We start from the raw sequence: 15,659 nt of genomic DNA on the forward strand, positions 1-15,659 counted from the left end.
AACAAACCAAGTAGGAAAAGTCGGTGACGATCGTTAAGACGTTTGAGGTTAAGGTGACGGTGACTGACCGTTTCTTTGACGAATTTAGGTGGTACCACGTTGCATTTGTATGTTCACGTCCTATAGGAATTTTTCCTATAGGACTTTTTTTTATCACTAAGTGGCTAGTTTAAGTCAGAATAGTGAAAATGGCTGCAGGTGGAAAATTTTAAGAATGAAAAATTTTATATTACTAGGAGGAATAACATGAGCTACAATCACAAAGAGATTGAGAAGAAATGGCAAAAATATTGGGCTAAGAACAATTGTTTCAATACATTGGATGACCCAAATAAAGAAAAATTTTATGCACTAGATATGTTTCCCTATCCATCTGGACAAGGCTTACACGTAGGTCACCCGGAAGGCTATACAGCAACCGATATTCTTTCACGTATGAAACGTGCGCAAGGTTATAATGTTTTGCATCCAATGGGCTGGGATGCGTTTGGTTTGCCAGCAGAGCAATATGCGTTAGATACAGGAAATGACCCAGCTGAATTTACTAAGAAAAATATCGAAACATTCCGTCGCCAAATTAATTCACTAGGATTCAGCTATGATTGGAATCGTGAAATTAATACCACTGATCCTGAATATTACAAATGGACACAATGGATATTTACAAAATTATATGAAAAAGGGTTAGCTTATGAAGCAGAAGTTGCGGTTAACTGGGTACCTGAACTAGGAACTGTTATTTCAAATGAAGAAGTCATTGATGGAAAAAGTGAACGTGGCGGTTATGATGTGGTTCGCCGACCAATGCGTCAATGGATGTTGAAAATTACTGCTTATGCAGATCGCTTATTAGAAGATTTAGAGCTTGTTGATTGGCCAGAAAGTATTAAAGATATGCAACGAAATTGGATTGGACGTTCTGAAGGAGCCAATGTGACCTTTAAAGTCGCTAGCACAGAAGAAAGTTTCACGGTGTTTACAACCCGTCCTGATACCTTGTTTGGTGCAACCTATACTGTTCTAGCTCCTGAACTAGAACTAGTGAAAAAAATTACGACACCTGAACAAACAGCAGCTGTAGAAGCATATATTGAAGAAACCTCAAAAAAATCTGATTTAAATAGAACGGATTTAGCAAAAGAAAAAACAGGTGTTTTCACAGGTGCGTATGCGATAAATCCAGTCAATGGCCAAGAAATTCCAATTTGGATTGGCGATTATGTTTTAGCAAGCTATGGTACAGGCGCAATCATGGCGGTCCCAGCGCATGATGAACGGGATTACGAATTTGCGAAAACATTTGGCATTGATATCCTACCAGTAATCGCAGGTGGCGACATTACAACAGAAGCCTATACAGGGGATGGACCGCATATCAATTCTGATTTCTTAAATGGATTAAACAAAGCAGAAGCCATCGCTAAAATGAATGAGTGGCTAGAAGAAAATCACGTAGGGAAAAAAGAAGTATCCTATCGTTTACGTGACTGGTTATTCTCTCGTCAACGCTACTGGGGTGAACCAATTCCTGTGATCCATTGGGAAGATGGAACAACCACAACGGTTCCTGAATCTGAGTTACCTCTACGTTTACCAGTAACATCGGATATTCGCCCAAGTGGAACTGGGGAATCGCCATTAGCAAATATTGATGAATGGGTCAATGTCGTCGACCCTGAAACTGGCATGAAGGGAAAACGTGAAACGAATACTATGCCACAATGGGCTGGAAGCTCTTGGTATTACTTACGATTCATTGATCCTCATAATAAAAATGAAATTGCTGATTTTGAAAAATTAAAACGTTGGTTACCAGTTGATATCTATATTGGTGGTGCCGAACATGCGGTGCTGCATTTACTTTATGCTCGTTTTTGGCATAAATTCTTATATGATATTGGCGTGGTTCCTACCAAAGAACCTTTCCAAAAATTATACAACCAAGGTATGATTTTAGGAGAAAACAACGAAAAAATGTCTAAATCACGTGGCAATGTTGTAAATCCCGATGATGTGGTGGCTAAATATGGTGCGGATACGTTACGTCTTTATGAAATGTTCATGGGCCCATTAGATGCTTCCATTGCTTGGAATGAAAATGGATTAGAAGGAAGTCGTAAATTCTTAGATCGCGTTTGGCGTCTGATTGTTGATGAAGAAGGCAAAATGCGTGACCGAATTACCACAATTAATGATGGCCGTTTAACGAAAATTTATCATCAAACGGTTAAAAAAGTGACAGAAGATATGGCAAACTTGCACTTTAATACAGCGATTTCTCAATTAATGGTTTTTGTGAATGAAGCCAATAAAGTGGATGCCTTACCTTATGAATATGTGGAAGGATTTGTCCAATTACTTGCACCAATCGCGCCACATATTGGTGAAGAACTATGGCAAATTTTAGGTAACGAGGAAAGTTTAACTTATGTCCCTTGGCCAACCTATGATGAAGCGGCCTTAGTAGAAGATGAAGTGGAAGTAGTTTTCCAAGTGAACGGAAAATTACGTGGCAAACAAAATGTCGCTCGTGGGTTAAGTAAAGAAGAATTAGAACAAATTGCAATGAACCATGAAGCTGTTAAAGAATTTATTGAAGGAAAAACAGTGCGCAAAGTGATTGCTGTTCCAGATAAATTAGTAAATATTGTTGCAAATTAAGTTTACATGTTTTTATTAAAAAAAGAGCCGGACGTATCAAAACGTCCGGCTCTTTTTAAGGTTGTTTTGTTTTACCTTTTTGATTCATATGTTCTTTACATGTGATTGTTATAACTGAAAGCAAGGCGATGAAGAGAAAAAAGTAACCGAGCGGCGTACAGAAAAAGGCGGGTTCTTTTAAAAGTCCATCGCTAGATAATGTTGATCCAACTAAAATAGAGATCATAAATAATAAAAGACTAATCAAGCCAAGAAATAAGCTAATACGATATTTTTTCAACTTCAGTTCCTCCTTTAATGAACTATCACTAAGATAAATCAAAAAGGTTAACTTTTTTTTAGGCAACTGTTAAAACTTAGATAAGAAATCTATTTTCTAAGTTTGTCGTTGTTGGTAATTGGTTAAGATCATACGTGAAAAGGGACCGACAATCAGCAATTGATAAGGAAGCGCAACAATAAAGTTCAGGCCCCAAGCTTGGAAATACGCACTTAGTGACAACGTCTGGCCTTCCATTAATAAGCCAAATAAAGACATACAAGTCACCATGCCGATAATCATGAGACTCGAAATGGTCAGAATAAGTAATAGCCGTTTTTCTTTATTAAAGGGTAAAGAAAAAGCGATTTTCTTAGCTAAGACACCAACGATGAAAACGTCTAAAATAAAAGCAACGATAAATCCAGGAAGCAAACCTTTTGATAAGGCGTACAATGAAAATTCTCCATGCAATAATAAATTATAGGTGCTCATTCCGAAAACCATCAGAAAGCACATTAACGTAGTAAAAAGCATTCCTTCTTTTTTATTAGTAGGCATTTTTTTCTCCTTTCATTTATTGAGAGTAATGATTGTTCTAGGCAGAAAAAGGACAAATTCTCTCGACTTTTACTAGTGTAGCAAAAATAAAAGTTCTTCATAAGTTAGAATTTGCTAAGAATTTGATTCAAATAAAAAGGTGTACTAAGTCAGCAGTACACCTTTTTATTCGTTATTTAGTTTATTTTTGTGTTATTTGTAACGTCCTCTCCAAACCATTTTTGAGAAATTTTACTAAGGGTGCCATCTTTTCGTAACGTTTCAAAGGCAGTATTGATTTTTTTGACTAATTGATTGTCTGATTTGCGGACGCCCACAGCAAAATCTTCATTGTCATAGCCGACATGAGAAATAGTATAGTTTTTTAAATTATCTTCGTGGGAAAGATAGTAGTTGGCGTAGACGCGATCAATTAGGAGCCCATCAATTCGGCCAGATTTTAAATCTAAGAAAGCTTCATTAAACCCGTCATATAAAATAGGTGTTTGGTCTTTAACAAATTTTTTCAAAACGTCAGGCTGACTTTCGAAGCCATCATAGCCAGAAGAGCCATTTTGAACCCCTAAAATTTTGCCTTGCATGTCGCTCGCTGTTGCAATGTTTTTTTCTTTTAAAGAAACAAGTACTTGGTCGTTCGTCATGTAGGGTTGTGTGAATTGAACTTTTTCAGCCCGCTCGCTCGTTTTAGTGTAGCCGTTCCAAATAAGATCAATGGTTTGATTTTGTAATTCTGTTTCTTTCATAGACCAATCAATCGGTTGGAAGTCAACGGAAATGCCATAAAGTTTAAAAACCGCTTTGGCTAAGTCGACATCAAAGCCGACAATGTTGCCTGATTTATCTTGAAAACCCATGGGCACAAAGGAGTCATCTAAGCCAATAATAATCCGTTTTTCTTCGTTAATCCGTGTCCATTGATCTTCGTTGCTTTTTCTTTTACCACAACCTGCAAATAGGAGTAAACTACAACAGATAACCAGCAAGGCTAAAGAATATTTCTTTTTCATCATAAACTCCTTTCTATTGGACGGGGGCAACCGTCAAAAGATTGTCTGCAATTTTTTCAGCGAAAGCCATATCGTGGGTCACGACAATCTGTGTCATGCCTTGTTTCCGTAAATCTAAAATAACTTCTTCCACTTGTTGGCGTAAAGCTGGATCTAGCGCGCTCGTTGGTTCATCGTACCCAAGAACTTTTGGCTTCATTGCTAAGGCACGAGCAAGTGCAACTCGTTGTTTTTGTCCACCGGAAAGTTGGTACGGATAGAGTTTTTCTTTACCAGCCAAGCCCAATTTTTCCAGTAATTCTAAAGCTTCTTGCTGACTTTTTGCTTTTTCTTCTTTTAGTACTAATGTAGGTGCTAAGGTAATGTTTTCTAAAACTGATAAGTGAGGGAAAAGTTGGAAATCCTGGAAAACGACCCCAACCACTTGATCGGCATTGTCCATTTCAGCAGGATTGAAAGGAACACCATCCAACAAAAGCTCACCAGAATCAATGGTTTCTAAACCAGCTAAACAACGAAGTAAAGTGGTTTTTCCGCCGCCTGAAGGACCAACAATCGTTAAAATTTTACCCTCTGGAATTTCTAAATTTAAGTGATCAATGATGGTCCGGTTATCAAAATGTTTGGTTAAATTTTTAATAGTTAACATGGTAGAGTCCTCCTATTTATAATATTGATAGAATTTTTCAATTTTCTTAGAAGCAACAGTCAAAATTGCCGTAAAGAGTAAATAAATCACTCCCACTAAAGCTAATGGTACTAATGTAACATCACGGCTCATCGCAATTTTACCAGCACGTAAAAGATCGCCTAAGCCAAGAACATAAATAAGAGAAGTATCCTTGACCAAATTGATAATTTCATTTCCTACGGAAGGCAGCACGATTTTAACAACTTGTGGCAAAATAATCCGGGTGACTGTTTGAAAACGTGTTAAACGTAAAACCTTAGCAGCTTCATATTGACCTTGGGGAATTGCTTGAATCCCCCCGCGGAAAATTTCAGCAAAGTACGCAGCATAATTTAAAATAAATGCGAATAAGGCCGCATCGTAACGTTCAAAGACAATACCAATTAATGGTAAGCCGTAAAAAACAAAAATTAATTGTAACAATAGCGGAGTGCCGCGCATTAACCAAATGTAGAGGTTAATTAAGTAACGTAAAGGTTTAAACGAACTTTGTAAAATAAAGGCAATGATAATCCCCAGTGGAATCGAGCCAAGGAGCGTAAAGAAAAAGACTTTCAGTGTCATGCCAGCTCCGCTAACTAAAGCAGGTAAAATTTCTAAAATATAATCCATCATTTTTTTCCTCCAACAATTTTTATTAAAAAACAAAAAAGCCTCTTGGCTGTGAGCCAAGAGGACGAATCGCATTCGTGGTGCCACCTCAATTTACTTATCTTTCACAAGATAAGCCTTATGTAGTTGCGTTGACAACTACTCTTTGTTAACGATAGAGTCACCGGTTTTTCTTACTAAAGGATTCAGAAAAACATCTTTTAGGTGTGAGTAAAGAAGAATCCATCTTTTTCTTTCAGCCAATGAAAAAGTCTCTGTAAAGGAAGAGCTAAATTACTATGTCCTAAGCCTTGATTGTAAGTATGAAATTGTTCGAACGGAACAGAAAACCTGTTGCTTTTCTAGCTTATCCCATTAAGGATATGGAAAAGAGGACAACAGACTTGAGCAGTTGAGGCACTCTCTCAGGTTGAAAAGCGCATCTAAAAAACAAAAAAGTCCTTTGGCTGACTAGCCAAAGGACGAATAATCAATTATCGTGGTTCCACCTTAGTTTATTCGTGTTTCGCAACACGAACCTTATGAAGTTCATAACTTCGCCTGTTAACGAGTGGTCCCGGACTTTCCTACTAAGGGTTCAAAAAGTCAACTCCCAGATGTGGTTCGCTGTTTCTTTACGTCTTTTTCCACCAACCAAAGACTCTCTTCACTAAAGGAAACAGTTACTCTTCTGTTCTCTGTTTTTCAATACTGTACCACCAGAAAAAATATCTGTCAACTCTTATTCTTAAAAAAATATTTTTCTTTCAAAAAGTAAGTGCTGAAAAAGGACAAATGTATGGAAAATCATGTAAAATGTAAGTAAGTTGTTTGAACAGAAGGAGGAGTTTTGGTATGAAACAGAAAAAGTGGTTAATCGGACTTGTTGCACTGGGCTTGGTTTTAGCAGCATGTGGAAGTGGCGGTTCGAAAACGACCTCGAATGAACCAGCTACACAGAAAATTAACGTCGCATCTGGTGGTGAACTCTCGACATTAGACAGCGCTCATTATACAGATGTCTATAGTTCCGATATGATTGGTCAAGTAGTTGAAGGCTTGTATCGACAAGATAAAAACGGAGATCCTGAGCTAGCTATGGCGAAAGCAGAGCCACAAGTTAGTGAAGACGGGTTAGTCTATACATTCAAGTTACGAGAGGCAAAATGGACAAACGGGGATCCAGTTAAAGCAGGGGATTTTGTAGTTGCGTTTAGAAACGTGGTCGATCCAGCGTATGGTTCAAGTAGCAGTAATCAAATGGATATTTTTAAAAATGGGCGTGCGGTGCGGGAAGGACAAGCCACGATGGAAGAATTTGGTGTCAAAGCAATCGATGACCAGACACTAGAACTAACATTGGAAAATCCAATTCCTTATTTAGCCCAAGTCTTAGTTGGAACACCTTTTATGCCTAAAAATGAAGCCTTTGCCAAAGAAAAAGGTACTGCCTATGGGACTTCTGCAGATAATTTTGTTGGCAATGGACCGTTTGTAATTTCAGGCTGGGATGGCAATTCCGAAACTTGGAAATTGAAGAAGAATGATCATTATTGGGATAAAGAACACGTAAAATTGAATGAAATTGATGTTCAAGTAGTGAAAGAAATTGGCACAGGAGCCAATCTTTTTGATAATGGCGATTTAGATTACACTGTTTTAGCAGATACTTATGCACTTCAGTATAAAGAGTCAAAACAAGCGCATTTTGTGCCTAAAGCCATGGTGGGTTATTTAAGCCCAAATCATCGCCGTGAAATTACCGGCAACGAACATGTTCGAAAAGCTTTTTTACAAGCGATTGACAAAGAAACTTTTGCAAAAGAAATTTTAGGAGATGGCTCGACAGCTTTAAATGGTTTTGTACCAGCTAATTTTGCAAAAAATCCAGATACAGGTGAAGATTTCCGCAAAGAAAATGGTGATTTATTGCCATATAATATTAAAGAAGCCCAAGCTAACTGGAACAAAGCGAAAGAAGAGTTGGGCAAAGATAAAATTGAATTGGAACTAATCTCAGCGGACTCAGCGATTGCCAAGAAAACCATTGAATTTGTTCAAGGGCAATTGCAACAAAATTTACCAGGTTTAACAATCAAATTAAAATCATTGCCTTTGCAAAATCGTTTGGATTTACAAACAGCAGGTAATTACGATTTAGCCTTTGGAACATGGACACCTGACTATGCTGATCCCATTAATTTTTTAGAATTTTATGACTCAAAAAGTGGCTTAAATACTTCTGGTTATAACGATTCAGCGTATGATGCGGGTCTCCAAAAAGTTAGAAAAGATTACGCCAATGAACCTGAAAAACGCTGGAATGAATTACTAAGTTTAGAAAAAACATTAATTGAAAAAGATGCCGGTGTTTTACCCTTATTCCAAGGAGCCATTGGTTACTTGAAATCAGATCGCTTACAAGGCTTGCAAGTATTTTCTTTTGGTCGTACAGTATCCTATCGTTTAGCTTATGTAGAAGAATAAATTGACTTCTGAAAAGTCCTATCTTTTGAAAAAGTCTGCTTTCTGTTTTATCCTTAAAGTAGGAAAATTAACTAAAAAAATCAACTATGAAAGGTAGGTTTTTCAAATGTTTAGCTTTCTATGGGCATTAATTGTCGGAGGAATTATTGGCGCAATTGCTGGCGCAATTTTAGGAAAAGACGTGCCAGGTGGCATTATTGGAAATATTATCGTGGGCTTTTTAGGAAGTTGGGTAGCATCACTCTTGTTGCCTTCTTTAGGACCAGTCATCGGCGGTTTTCCAATTATCTCAGCGTTGCTAGGAGCGATTATCTGTATCGCTATTTACTCTTTTATTGTAAACCGCAAGGCGTAAAATTGTATCAAAATGATATCTTGAAAAGCATCATAAAACTTGTGAAGGTTGATCAAACCATTACTTTTGATGTCTTTTCTCTCATATTTTAAGTCTATGACAAAAATTTCTTTGGATTTTTGTCATAGACTCTTTTTTTAAAATATTTATTATGAGAATTTCCTGCGTTAGACTGCTTATTTTTCATTTATTATTCATTTTTGATAAAGGAAGTTTTGTTGGATAAAGTGAATAGCTCAAGGCTCAACAAAAATAAAGAAAAAATTAATATGTTAAGTTTAGGAAAGGGGAAATTCTGCTCTCATAATACGCCGTTTTATTCATTAAACGATAGTTGAAAAAAATATGTGCCCTTGTTATTCTTTGAATTAAACTAATGGGGGCGAAAAGCATGGAATCGTTAAAAAGTAATCTTTTTTTGACCAGAGAAGCATATTTGGAAGCTTTTGAAACAATCATGACACCTTTAAAAACGGCTATTTTAACATCAGAAAAACCTGGCGTGAATTTTGGGTCCAGTGGTGCTGTCTATGATCAGCAACATGCTGAAATGGAAGCGCTCATTCGACCATTATGGGGAATTGGACCGTATTGGGTTGCTTGTAAAGATGATGTTTTAAGAGATGCTTATGTGGAAAAATTAATCGCAGGAACTGATCCGTCATCCCCAGATTATTGGGGCGATATTGTTGATTATGATCAATATATTGTGGAAGCAGCAGCATTATCTTTAACTTTATTGCTTCATAAGACATATTTTTGGTCCTGTTTTTCTGAGAAACAGCAAGAAAATATCATGGTTTGGTTAAATAAGGCACTTGGTTGTAAAATTCCTAAAAATAATTGGACGTTTTTCAAAGTGCTCATTCGTTTGGCACTCGAGGGATGTGGACAAGTGATTAACCAAGCGGAACTAGAGGAAGAATTGGCGTTGATTGAACGCATGTATTTAGGTGATGGTTGGTATATGGATGGTAAAACTACGCAAAGAGATTATTATATTTCGTTTGCTTTTCATTATTATAGTTTGATTTATGTCAAATTTATGCGAGAAAGAGATCCTATTCGTGCGAAACGTTTTACAGAACGAGCCGTTATGTTCGCGCAAGACTATCTGTACTATTTTGATGAGGAGGGCGAAGCGTTACCTTACGGACGTAGTCAAACGTATCGATTTGCTCAAGGAGCGTTTTTCGCAGCTTTGATATTTGCAGAAGTAGAGGCGTTACCTTGGGGACAAATAAAAACGCTGTTAGCAAAACATTTACACTGTTGGATGCAACAGACTATTTTCACTTATGATGGTCGGTTGTCCATTGGCTATCATTACGAAAATTTAGTAATTGCAGAAGGTTATAACGCACCAGGCTCTCCGTATTGGGCTTTTAAAACATTTTTGTTGCTCGCTGTGGATCAAGACCATCCGTTTTGGCGTGCTGAACCGCTGGCGATAAAACGAGAAGAAAAGCGTTTGATAGAAAAGGGAAACATGTTATTAATCCATCCTAAAATGAAAACGCATGTCCTCGGCTATCCTGCAGGACTATGGCTTGAAAATCAAGCACATGCTGCGGCTAAATATAGTAAATTTGTCTATTCTAGCCGCTTTGGTTTTAGCGTTCCCAAAGCTGGTGCGCGTTATGAGGAGGGGGCTTTTGATAACGTATTGGCTGTTTCTCGTGATGGTGAATATTTTCGTGTTAAAGGGAAAGTTCATGATTTTTATTTAACAGAGGAGCAAGTTTATTATAAATGGCTACCATTTCAAGAAGTAGAAATTGAAACAACCATTTATCCTTTTGGAGAATGGCATGTTAGAGTACATGAAATAGTGACATCGGTTCCATTAAAAGTGCGCGAAGGAGGATTCAGTCTACCGTTACTTGGAAAATTTTCAGAAAAAGAACTGGGTAAAGAGTGGGCTAGAGTCGATTCAGGAGAATTGTGTTCGCAAATAGTTGCAATTGAAGGATATGACCACGCAGGTATTCTTCAACCTGAACCCAATACATCGTTGTTTTTCCCAAGAACAAGTTTACCTTATTTGCAAAAAGAGCTACCAATAGGAACGCATCGCCTGATTTGTTTAGTAGGTGGTGTGACAAGGGAGGAATAAAAAATGATAAAAATCGAATTGAAAAATAAAGACAATCAGATTATTACTGGCCGAATCGATCACGAGAAGCCAGAAGCGCCATTCATGGCGGAGGGAGACACGTTAGCGGTATTAGCAATTAAACAGTATCTTTATCAAGTTGGCGATAAAATTGTAGTGACTTATACAGGGGCTACCCCTTATTTGATGGTTCAATTAGATGAAACTTTGGCTCCTTCATTGATTTATCTGAAAGAAAAAGTTTGGGAATATCAAATTCCATTAGAAGAATCTGCTCGAAAAGCTTTTGTTGATACGGCCTTTCATTCAGCAAGGCACCAAATAATGGTTCGACAAGCGCACACGTTTGAAAAAGACAATTATCAAAATCTTTCTATGAATACACATGACCAAAAAGAATATTCAGGAGCCTATCCTCATGCGTATGCAAACGTTGAAACGAGAGACGATGCTGTTTTCTTTGCGAAAAATGCTATTGATTCTAAGTTTGGTAACCTTTCTCATGGCTCGTATCCGTTTGCTTCTTGGGGAATTAACCAACAAAAGGAGGCACAGTTAACGATTGACTTTGGCAGGCCTGTAGAAACGGACTGGATCCGCTTGCTATTTCGGGCGGATTACCCACATGATAGCTATTGGGAGGAAGTCACTTTAGCCTTTTCAGATGGAGAGGAACGAGTAGTTGCCACAACGAATACCGCCTGTTTTCAAGAAATAAAGTTCCCAATGAAAACAACACAAACTTTGACATTAAAATGCTTACGAAAAGCGCTGGACTCTTCTCCATTTCCAGCGTTGACCCAAATTGAAGTATTCGGTCGGAATAAATAACAAGAGGTCGGGACAGAACCGTTTAGCTCCGAGAAATAAGAAGAAATTTCCGAAAATTGATCTTTGATTTTTGGAGAATTTCAGCTTATTTCCGAAGGAGTTGGTTCTGTTCCCGCCGTTTATCAGTTTTTGAGCGTGGAACAAAAATCCAAAGTGATTTTTGTCCCACGCTCTTGTTTTTAAGAGAAATAATTAAGAAAGGTCGCTTTTTATTTTCTTTTACGTTATAATACAATAAGTTAATATGTTAATAAGTTAAGGAGTGGTGGAGATGTGTAGTCAAGAAAATAAACAAAGACTGATCTCTCTAGGAGAAAATGTCACAGATGAATGGATTCAAACGCAATTAAATGAATGCGTTTCAAAAATTGCTAAAAATATGCAGCGTTTCGGAACACAGTTTCCTTCAGCTTGTGCTACGAATGGTCGATATCGTCTCAAAGCTAACGATGTTTGGACCAATGGCTTTTGGACAGGCATGCTTTGGCTAGCATATGAGTGGTCTCACCAAGAAAAATTTCGTTTACTAGCAATGGAAAATATTGACAGCTTTCAACAACGATTAGAGGAGCATTTTGTTTTGGACCACCATGACATTGGTTTTTTATATAGTCTATCAGCGGGTGCTGGGTATAAAATTACCGGTGATGAGCGCTGTAAACAAGAAGTGCTAGCTGCCGCTGAAGTATTGTCAGCACGATTCCAAGAAAATGGCTCCTTCATTCAAGCGTGGGGTCATTATGGTGATCCCAAAGAATATCGATTAATTATCGACTCATTAATGAATTTACCGCTTTTATTTGAAGCAACTAAATTATCTGGAAATAGGATTTATGAGGAAATTGCCTCACGTCACTATCATACGTTAATGAAAACGGTGATTAAATCCGATGCGACAACTTATCATACCTATTATTTTGATCCAGAAACAGGCAGACCAAAACATGGAGCTACGCATCAAGGACATAGTGATACTTCCATTTGGGCACGAGGCCAAAGTTGGGCAATTTTAGGGTTTCCCCTAAACGAAACATTTCTCCATTCCCAACCATTTCCAGAAATTTATCCACAAATAGTGGAGGTTTTTCTAGCTCATTTGCCAGCAGATTTAATTCCCTATTGGGATTTTGATTTTAATGACCAAATGCCATCTGACAAAGATAGCTCGGCACTGGCAATTGCGGCATGTGGTTTATTGGAAGCAGACAAACTACAGGCTTTTCCTCAAGCGAAAGAGCTTGCCAAAGGAATGATTTATCAATTAGGAGAATATTATCGTACGCAAAATGATTCCGAAAATGAAGGACTGCTACTCCATGGTGTTTACGCACATGCAGAAGGAAAAGGGATTGATGAACCCAATTTATGGGGCGATTATTTTTACATGGAAGCCTTAATGCGTTTAGCAAAACCATCATGGCAAAGATACTGGTAAAGGGGAAAAATGATGCAAACGTTTGAGATTAAAGAAGACTTTTTATTAAATGGACAACCAATAAAAATTATTAGCGGGGCGATTCATTACTTTCGAATGACACCTAGACAATGGGAAGATAGCCTCTATAATCTGAAAGCTTTAGGAGCTAATACAGTAGAAACCTACATTCCTTGGAATATTCATGAACCAGAAGAAGGCGTATACGATTTTGAAGGAATGAAAAACATTGAAGCATTTGTCCGCTTGGCAGAAAAACTGAATTTACTAGTTATTCTGCGTCCTTCGGCTTATATTTGTGCAGAATGGGAGTTTGGTGGCTTACCAGCATGGCTTTTGAAAGAAAAAGGTGTGCGATTACGTTCGACAGATCCTATTTTTATGACTAAAGTTCGTAACTATTTTCAAGTATTATTGCCTAAACTAGCACCGCTGCAGATAACACAAGGTGGACCAGTGATCATGATGCAGGTTGAAAATGAATATGGGTCCTATGGCATGGAGAAAGCGTACTTGCGACAAACCAAGCAGATAATGGAAGAACTGGGGATTGAGGTTCCTCTTTTTACATCTGATGGCGCTTGGGAAGAGGTTTTGGATGCGGGGACGTTAATTGAAGAGGATGTTTTTGTGACAGGAAATTTTGGTAGTCATTCGAAAGAAAATGCTGCCGTTTTGAAAAAATTTATGACTCGTCATGGTAAAAAATGGCCGTTGATGTGCATGGAATACTGGGATGGGTGGTTCAATCGTTGGGGCGAACCAGTGATTCAGCGAGAAGGTACCGACTTGGCGAAGGAAGTAAAAGATATGCTGACAGTGGGTTCTTTAAATCTCTATATGTTTCATGGAGGAACAAATTTCGGCTTTTATAACGGGTGTTCGGCGCGAGGTGCAAAAGATTTACCTCAAGTCACTAGCTATGATTATGATGCTTTATTAACAGAAGCAGGAGAACCAACAGAAAAATATTATGCCGTTCAAAAAGCAATTAAAGAAGTCTGTCCAGAAGTTTGGCAAGCACAACCACGCACGAAAAAACTGGGGAATTTAGGAAGCTTTCCAGTAACTGCTAGCGTATCTTTATTCGCAGTAAAAGATCAAATGATGACACCGAAGACCACCGCGTATCCATTAAGTATGGAAGAAGCTGGCTCAGGCTATGGCTACTTGCTTTATTCGTTTGATTTAAAAAATTATCATCATGAAAATAAACTAAAAGTGGTTGAGGCCAGTGATCGTTTACACATTTATGTAGATGGAGATTTAGCTGCTACCCAATATCAAGAGACAGTGGGAGAAGAGCTACTGATTTCAGGGCAAACTGAAAAAGACACACTTGCGTTAGATATCTTAGTGGAAAATTTAGGTCGCGTTAATTATGGCTTTAAATTAAATAATCCGACACAAAGTAAAGGAATTCGAGGTGGAGTGATGCAAGACATTCATTTTCATCAAGGCTATCAACACTATCCCTTAACTTTTTCACAAGAGCAATTAGCCAAGATTGATTACACAGCTGGAAAAAATCCATTGCAGCCTTCGTTTTATCAAGTAACATTTGAATTAGAACAGCTAGCAGACACGTATATTGACTGTCGAGGCTACGGCAAAGGATTCGTTGTGGTCAATGGTCATCATCTAGGTCGTTATTGGGAAATAGGACCCATTCATTCGCTGTATTGTCCCAAAGAATTTTTACAGCAAGGACAAAATGAAGTAGTAATTTTTGAAACAGAGGGAATTGAAATTGAGTACTTGAAATTTACGAATCAAGTAATCATAGATTAAAAAAATAGAAGTAGAAGCTGAAATTTATTCGGCTTCTACTTCTATTTTGGTTTTGAAATATTTCCAATGTTTATAACTAATAATATATTCAGCAACACTACCATCTGCGAGATAGGAATGTTTAACTTGTTTAACAGCGGGTTCACGAAAACTTAATTGAAGTAAATTCAATAACTCAGCATCTTCGGGAAAGACAATTTCATTTGTTTCTACAGAAGCCAACGAGAAGAGGTCTACTGAAAAATCTTTACGGACTCGTTCATACACACTTGCATAAGCTGTGAGGTCCTTTGAGAGCGGCTCTTTAACAAGCTTTTTGGGAAGATGTGTGATATGTACGAGAAAGGGTGTATCTTCAGAATAGCGTACACGCTTGATTCTATAATAAGAAGCGTTAGCTGGTAAGCCTAATTCCTTTAAAATTTCGGCTTGATTTTCTTCTTCAATTGAAAGGACTTTAACTTTTTCAGAGTCTAAAGAATGCAACTCGATATCAGAAAATTTTACATTTTGAGAAACTTTTGATTTCGAAACAAAGGTCCCTTTTCCTTGGATACGATACAAGTAACCTGCACTGGTCAGCTCATTCAGTGCTTTGACAGCTGTGATAGAGCTAACAGCATATTTTCGTTTAATATCGGCTTCAGAATAAAATTTATCACCAGGAATAAAGGTATGATTTTTTATTTCACGTAAAAGGTCTTGTTTAATTTGTTCATATTTAGGTAACATGCGATTGCCTCCATTCTAGTAATCGAATGAATTAAGCATAACATGTTAACTAGCCTTTAGCAAACACTTTGAAAAAGAGGAAAGACAATTTTTATTTAAAGAATTCAAAAAAATAAATTCAATATATTAAGATATTAGGTTT

The 15,659-nt window shown here is 37.5% G+C and carries 13 protein-coding genes and 3 other annotated features (1 of these 16 cut by a window edge); of the genes, 7 read left to right on the top strand and 6 right to left on the bottom strand.

Annotated features, from left to right (window positions below; translation table 11 throughout):
• Positions 1 to 126 (top strand) — a binding site (T-box leader); it begins 107 nt to the left of the window's first position.
• 120 nt (positions 127 to 246) lie between these two features.
• The gene (gene leuS, locus IGJ52_RS03145) at positions 247 to 2,661 is read left to right on the top strand and encodes a leucine--tRNA ligase (protein WP_033600732.1); all 2,415 of its coding nucleotides are present in this window, start codon (positions 247 to 249) and stop codon (positions 2,659 to 2,661) included.
• A gap of 55 nt (positions 2,662 to 2,716) precedes the next feature.
• Here leuS and IGJ52_RS03150 read toward each other — a convergent pair whose 3' ends face one another.
• The 5 genes from IGJ52_RS03150 to IGJ52_RS03170 form a co-directional block, all read right to left on the bottom strand.
• The gene (locus IGJ52_RS03150; RefSeq protein ID WP_002383054.1) at positions 2,717 to 2,941 is read right to left on the bottom strand and encodes a DUF3955 domain-containing protein; all 225 of its coding nucleotides are present in this window, start codon (positions 2,939 to 2,941) and stop codon (positions 2,717 to 2,719) included.
• A gap of 96 nt (positions 2,942 to 3,037) precedes the next feature.
• Positions 3,038 to 3,481 (bottom strand): hypothetical protein, encoded by a 444-nt coding sequence (locus tag IGJ52_RS03155; protein WP_002355676.1) that lies wholly within the window; start codon positions 3,479 to 3,481, stop codon positions 3,038 to 3,040.
• A gap of 176 nt (positions 3,482 to 3,657) precedes the next feature.
• Positions 3,658 to 4,491, bottom strand: a complete 834-nt coding sequence (locus IGJ52_RS03160; protein WP_002383056.1) for an amino acid ABC transporter substrate-binding protein — start codon at positions 4,489 to 4,491, stop codon at positions 3,658 to 3,660.
• A gap of 10 nt (positions 4,492 to 4,501) precedes the next feature.
• Positions 4,502 to 5,137, bottom strand: a complete 636-nt coding sequence (locus tag IGJ52_RS03165; protein WP_002355681.1) for an amino acid ABC transporter ATP-binding protein — start codon at positions 5,135 to 5,137, stop codon at positions 4,502 to 4,504.
• Between the two features lie 12 nt (positions 5,138 to 5,149).
• Positions 5,150 to 5,794 carry an amino acid ABC transporter permease gene (locus IGJ52_RS03170; protein ID WP_002383057.1) on the bottom strand — a complete coding sequence of 215 codons (645 nt, stop codon included), beginning with the start codon at positions 5,792 to 5,794 and terminating at the stop codon, positions 5,150 to 5,152.
• 54 nt (positions 5,795 to 5,848) lie between these two features.
• Positions 5,849 to 6,091, bottom strand: a binding site (T-box leader).
• Between the two features lie 154 nt (positions 6,092 to 6,245).
• Positions 6,246 to 6,478: a binding site (T-box leader), on the bottom strand.
• A 147-nt stretch (positions 6,479 to 6,625) separates the two neighbouring features.
• On the opposite strand from IGJ52_RS03170, the gene IGJ52_RS03175 reads away from it, so the two are divergent.
• The 6 genes from IGJ52_RS03175 to IGJ52_RS03200 all read left to right on the top strand — a co-directional run bounded on the left by IGJ52_RS03175 (position 6,626) and on the right by IGJ52_RS03200 (position 14,785).
• Positions 6,626 to 8,257, top strand: a complete 1,632-nt coding sequence (locus tag IGJ52_RS03175) for a peptide ABC transporter substrate-binding protein (protein WP_010709260.1) — start codon at positions 6,626 to 6,628, stop codon at positions 8,255 to 8,257.
• A 106-nt stretch (positions 8,258 to 8,363) separates the two neighbouring features.
• A complete protein-coding gene (locus tag IGJ52_RS03180) occupies positions 8,364 to 8,612 on the top strand; it encodes a GlsB/YeaQ/YmgE family stress response membrane protein (RefSeq protein WP_002355684.1) in 249 nt (82 codons plus the stop codon).
• A gap of 376 nt (positions 8,613 to 8,988) precedes the next feature.
• Entirely contained in the window at positions 8,989 to 10,728 is a 1,740-nt protein-coding gene (locus IGJ52_RS03185; protein WP_438791895.1) for a DUF2264 domain-containing protein, read from the top strand.
• A gap of 3 nt (positions 10,729 to 10,731) precedes the next feature.
• Positions 10,732 to 11,559: a hypothetical protein gene (locus IGJ52_RS03190; protein WP_002391333.1), complete on the top strand. Its 828-nt coding sequence runs from the start codon at positions 10,732 to 10,734 to the stop codon at positions 11,557 to 11,559.
• A 271-nt stretch (positions 11,560 to 11,830) separates the two neighbouring features.
• Positions 11,831 to 12,994, top strand: a complete 1,164-nt coding sequence (locus IGJ52_RS03195; protein ID WP_438791896.1) for a glycoside hydrolase family 88 protein — start codon at positions 11,831 to 11,833, stop codon at positions 12,992 to 12,994.
• A 12-nt stretch (positions 12,995 to 13,006) separates the two neighbouring features.
• Positions 13,007 to 14,785: a glycoside hydrolase family 35 protein gene (locus IGJ52_RS03200; RefSeq protein WP_033591986.1), complete on the top strand. Its 1,779-nt coding sequence runs from the start codon at positions 13,007 to 13,009 to the stop codon at positions 14,783 to 14,785.
• Between the two features lie 24 nt (positions 14,786 to 14,809).
• On the opposite strand, the gene IGJ52_RS03205 is transcribed toward IGJ52_RS03200, so the two are convergent.
• The gene (locus IGJ52_RS03205; RefSeq protein WP_002366233.1) at positions 14,810 to 15,517 is read right to left on the bottom strand and encodes a GntR family transcriptional regulator; all 708 of its coding nucleotides are present in this window, start codon (positions 15,515 to 15,517) and stop codon (positions 14,810 to 14,812) included.
• Between the last annotated feature and the right edge of the window lie 142 nt (positions 15,518 to 15,659).

This window comes from Enterococcus sp. DIV1758, assembly GCF_051711985.1.
GTDB lineage: Bacteria > Bacillota > Bacilli > Lactobacillales > Enterococcaceae > Enterococcus > Enterococcus faecalis.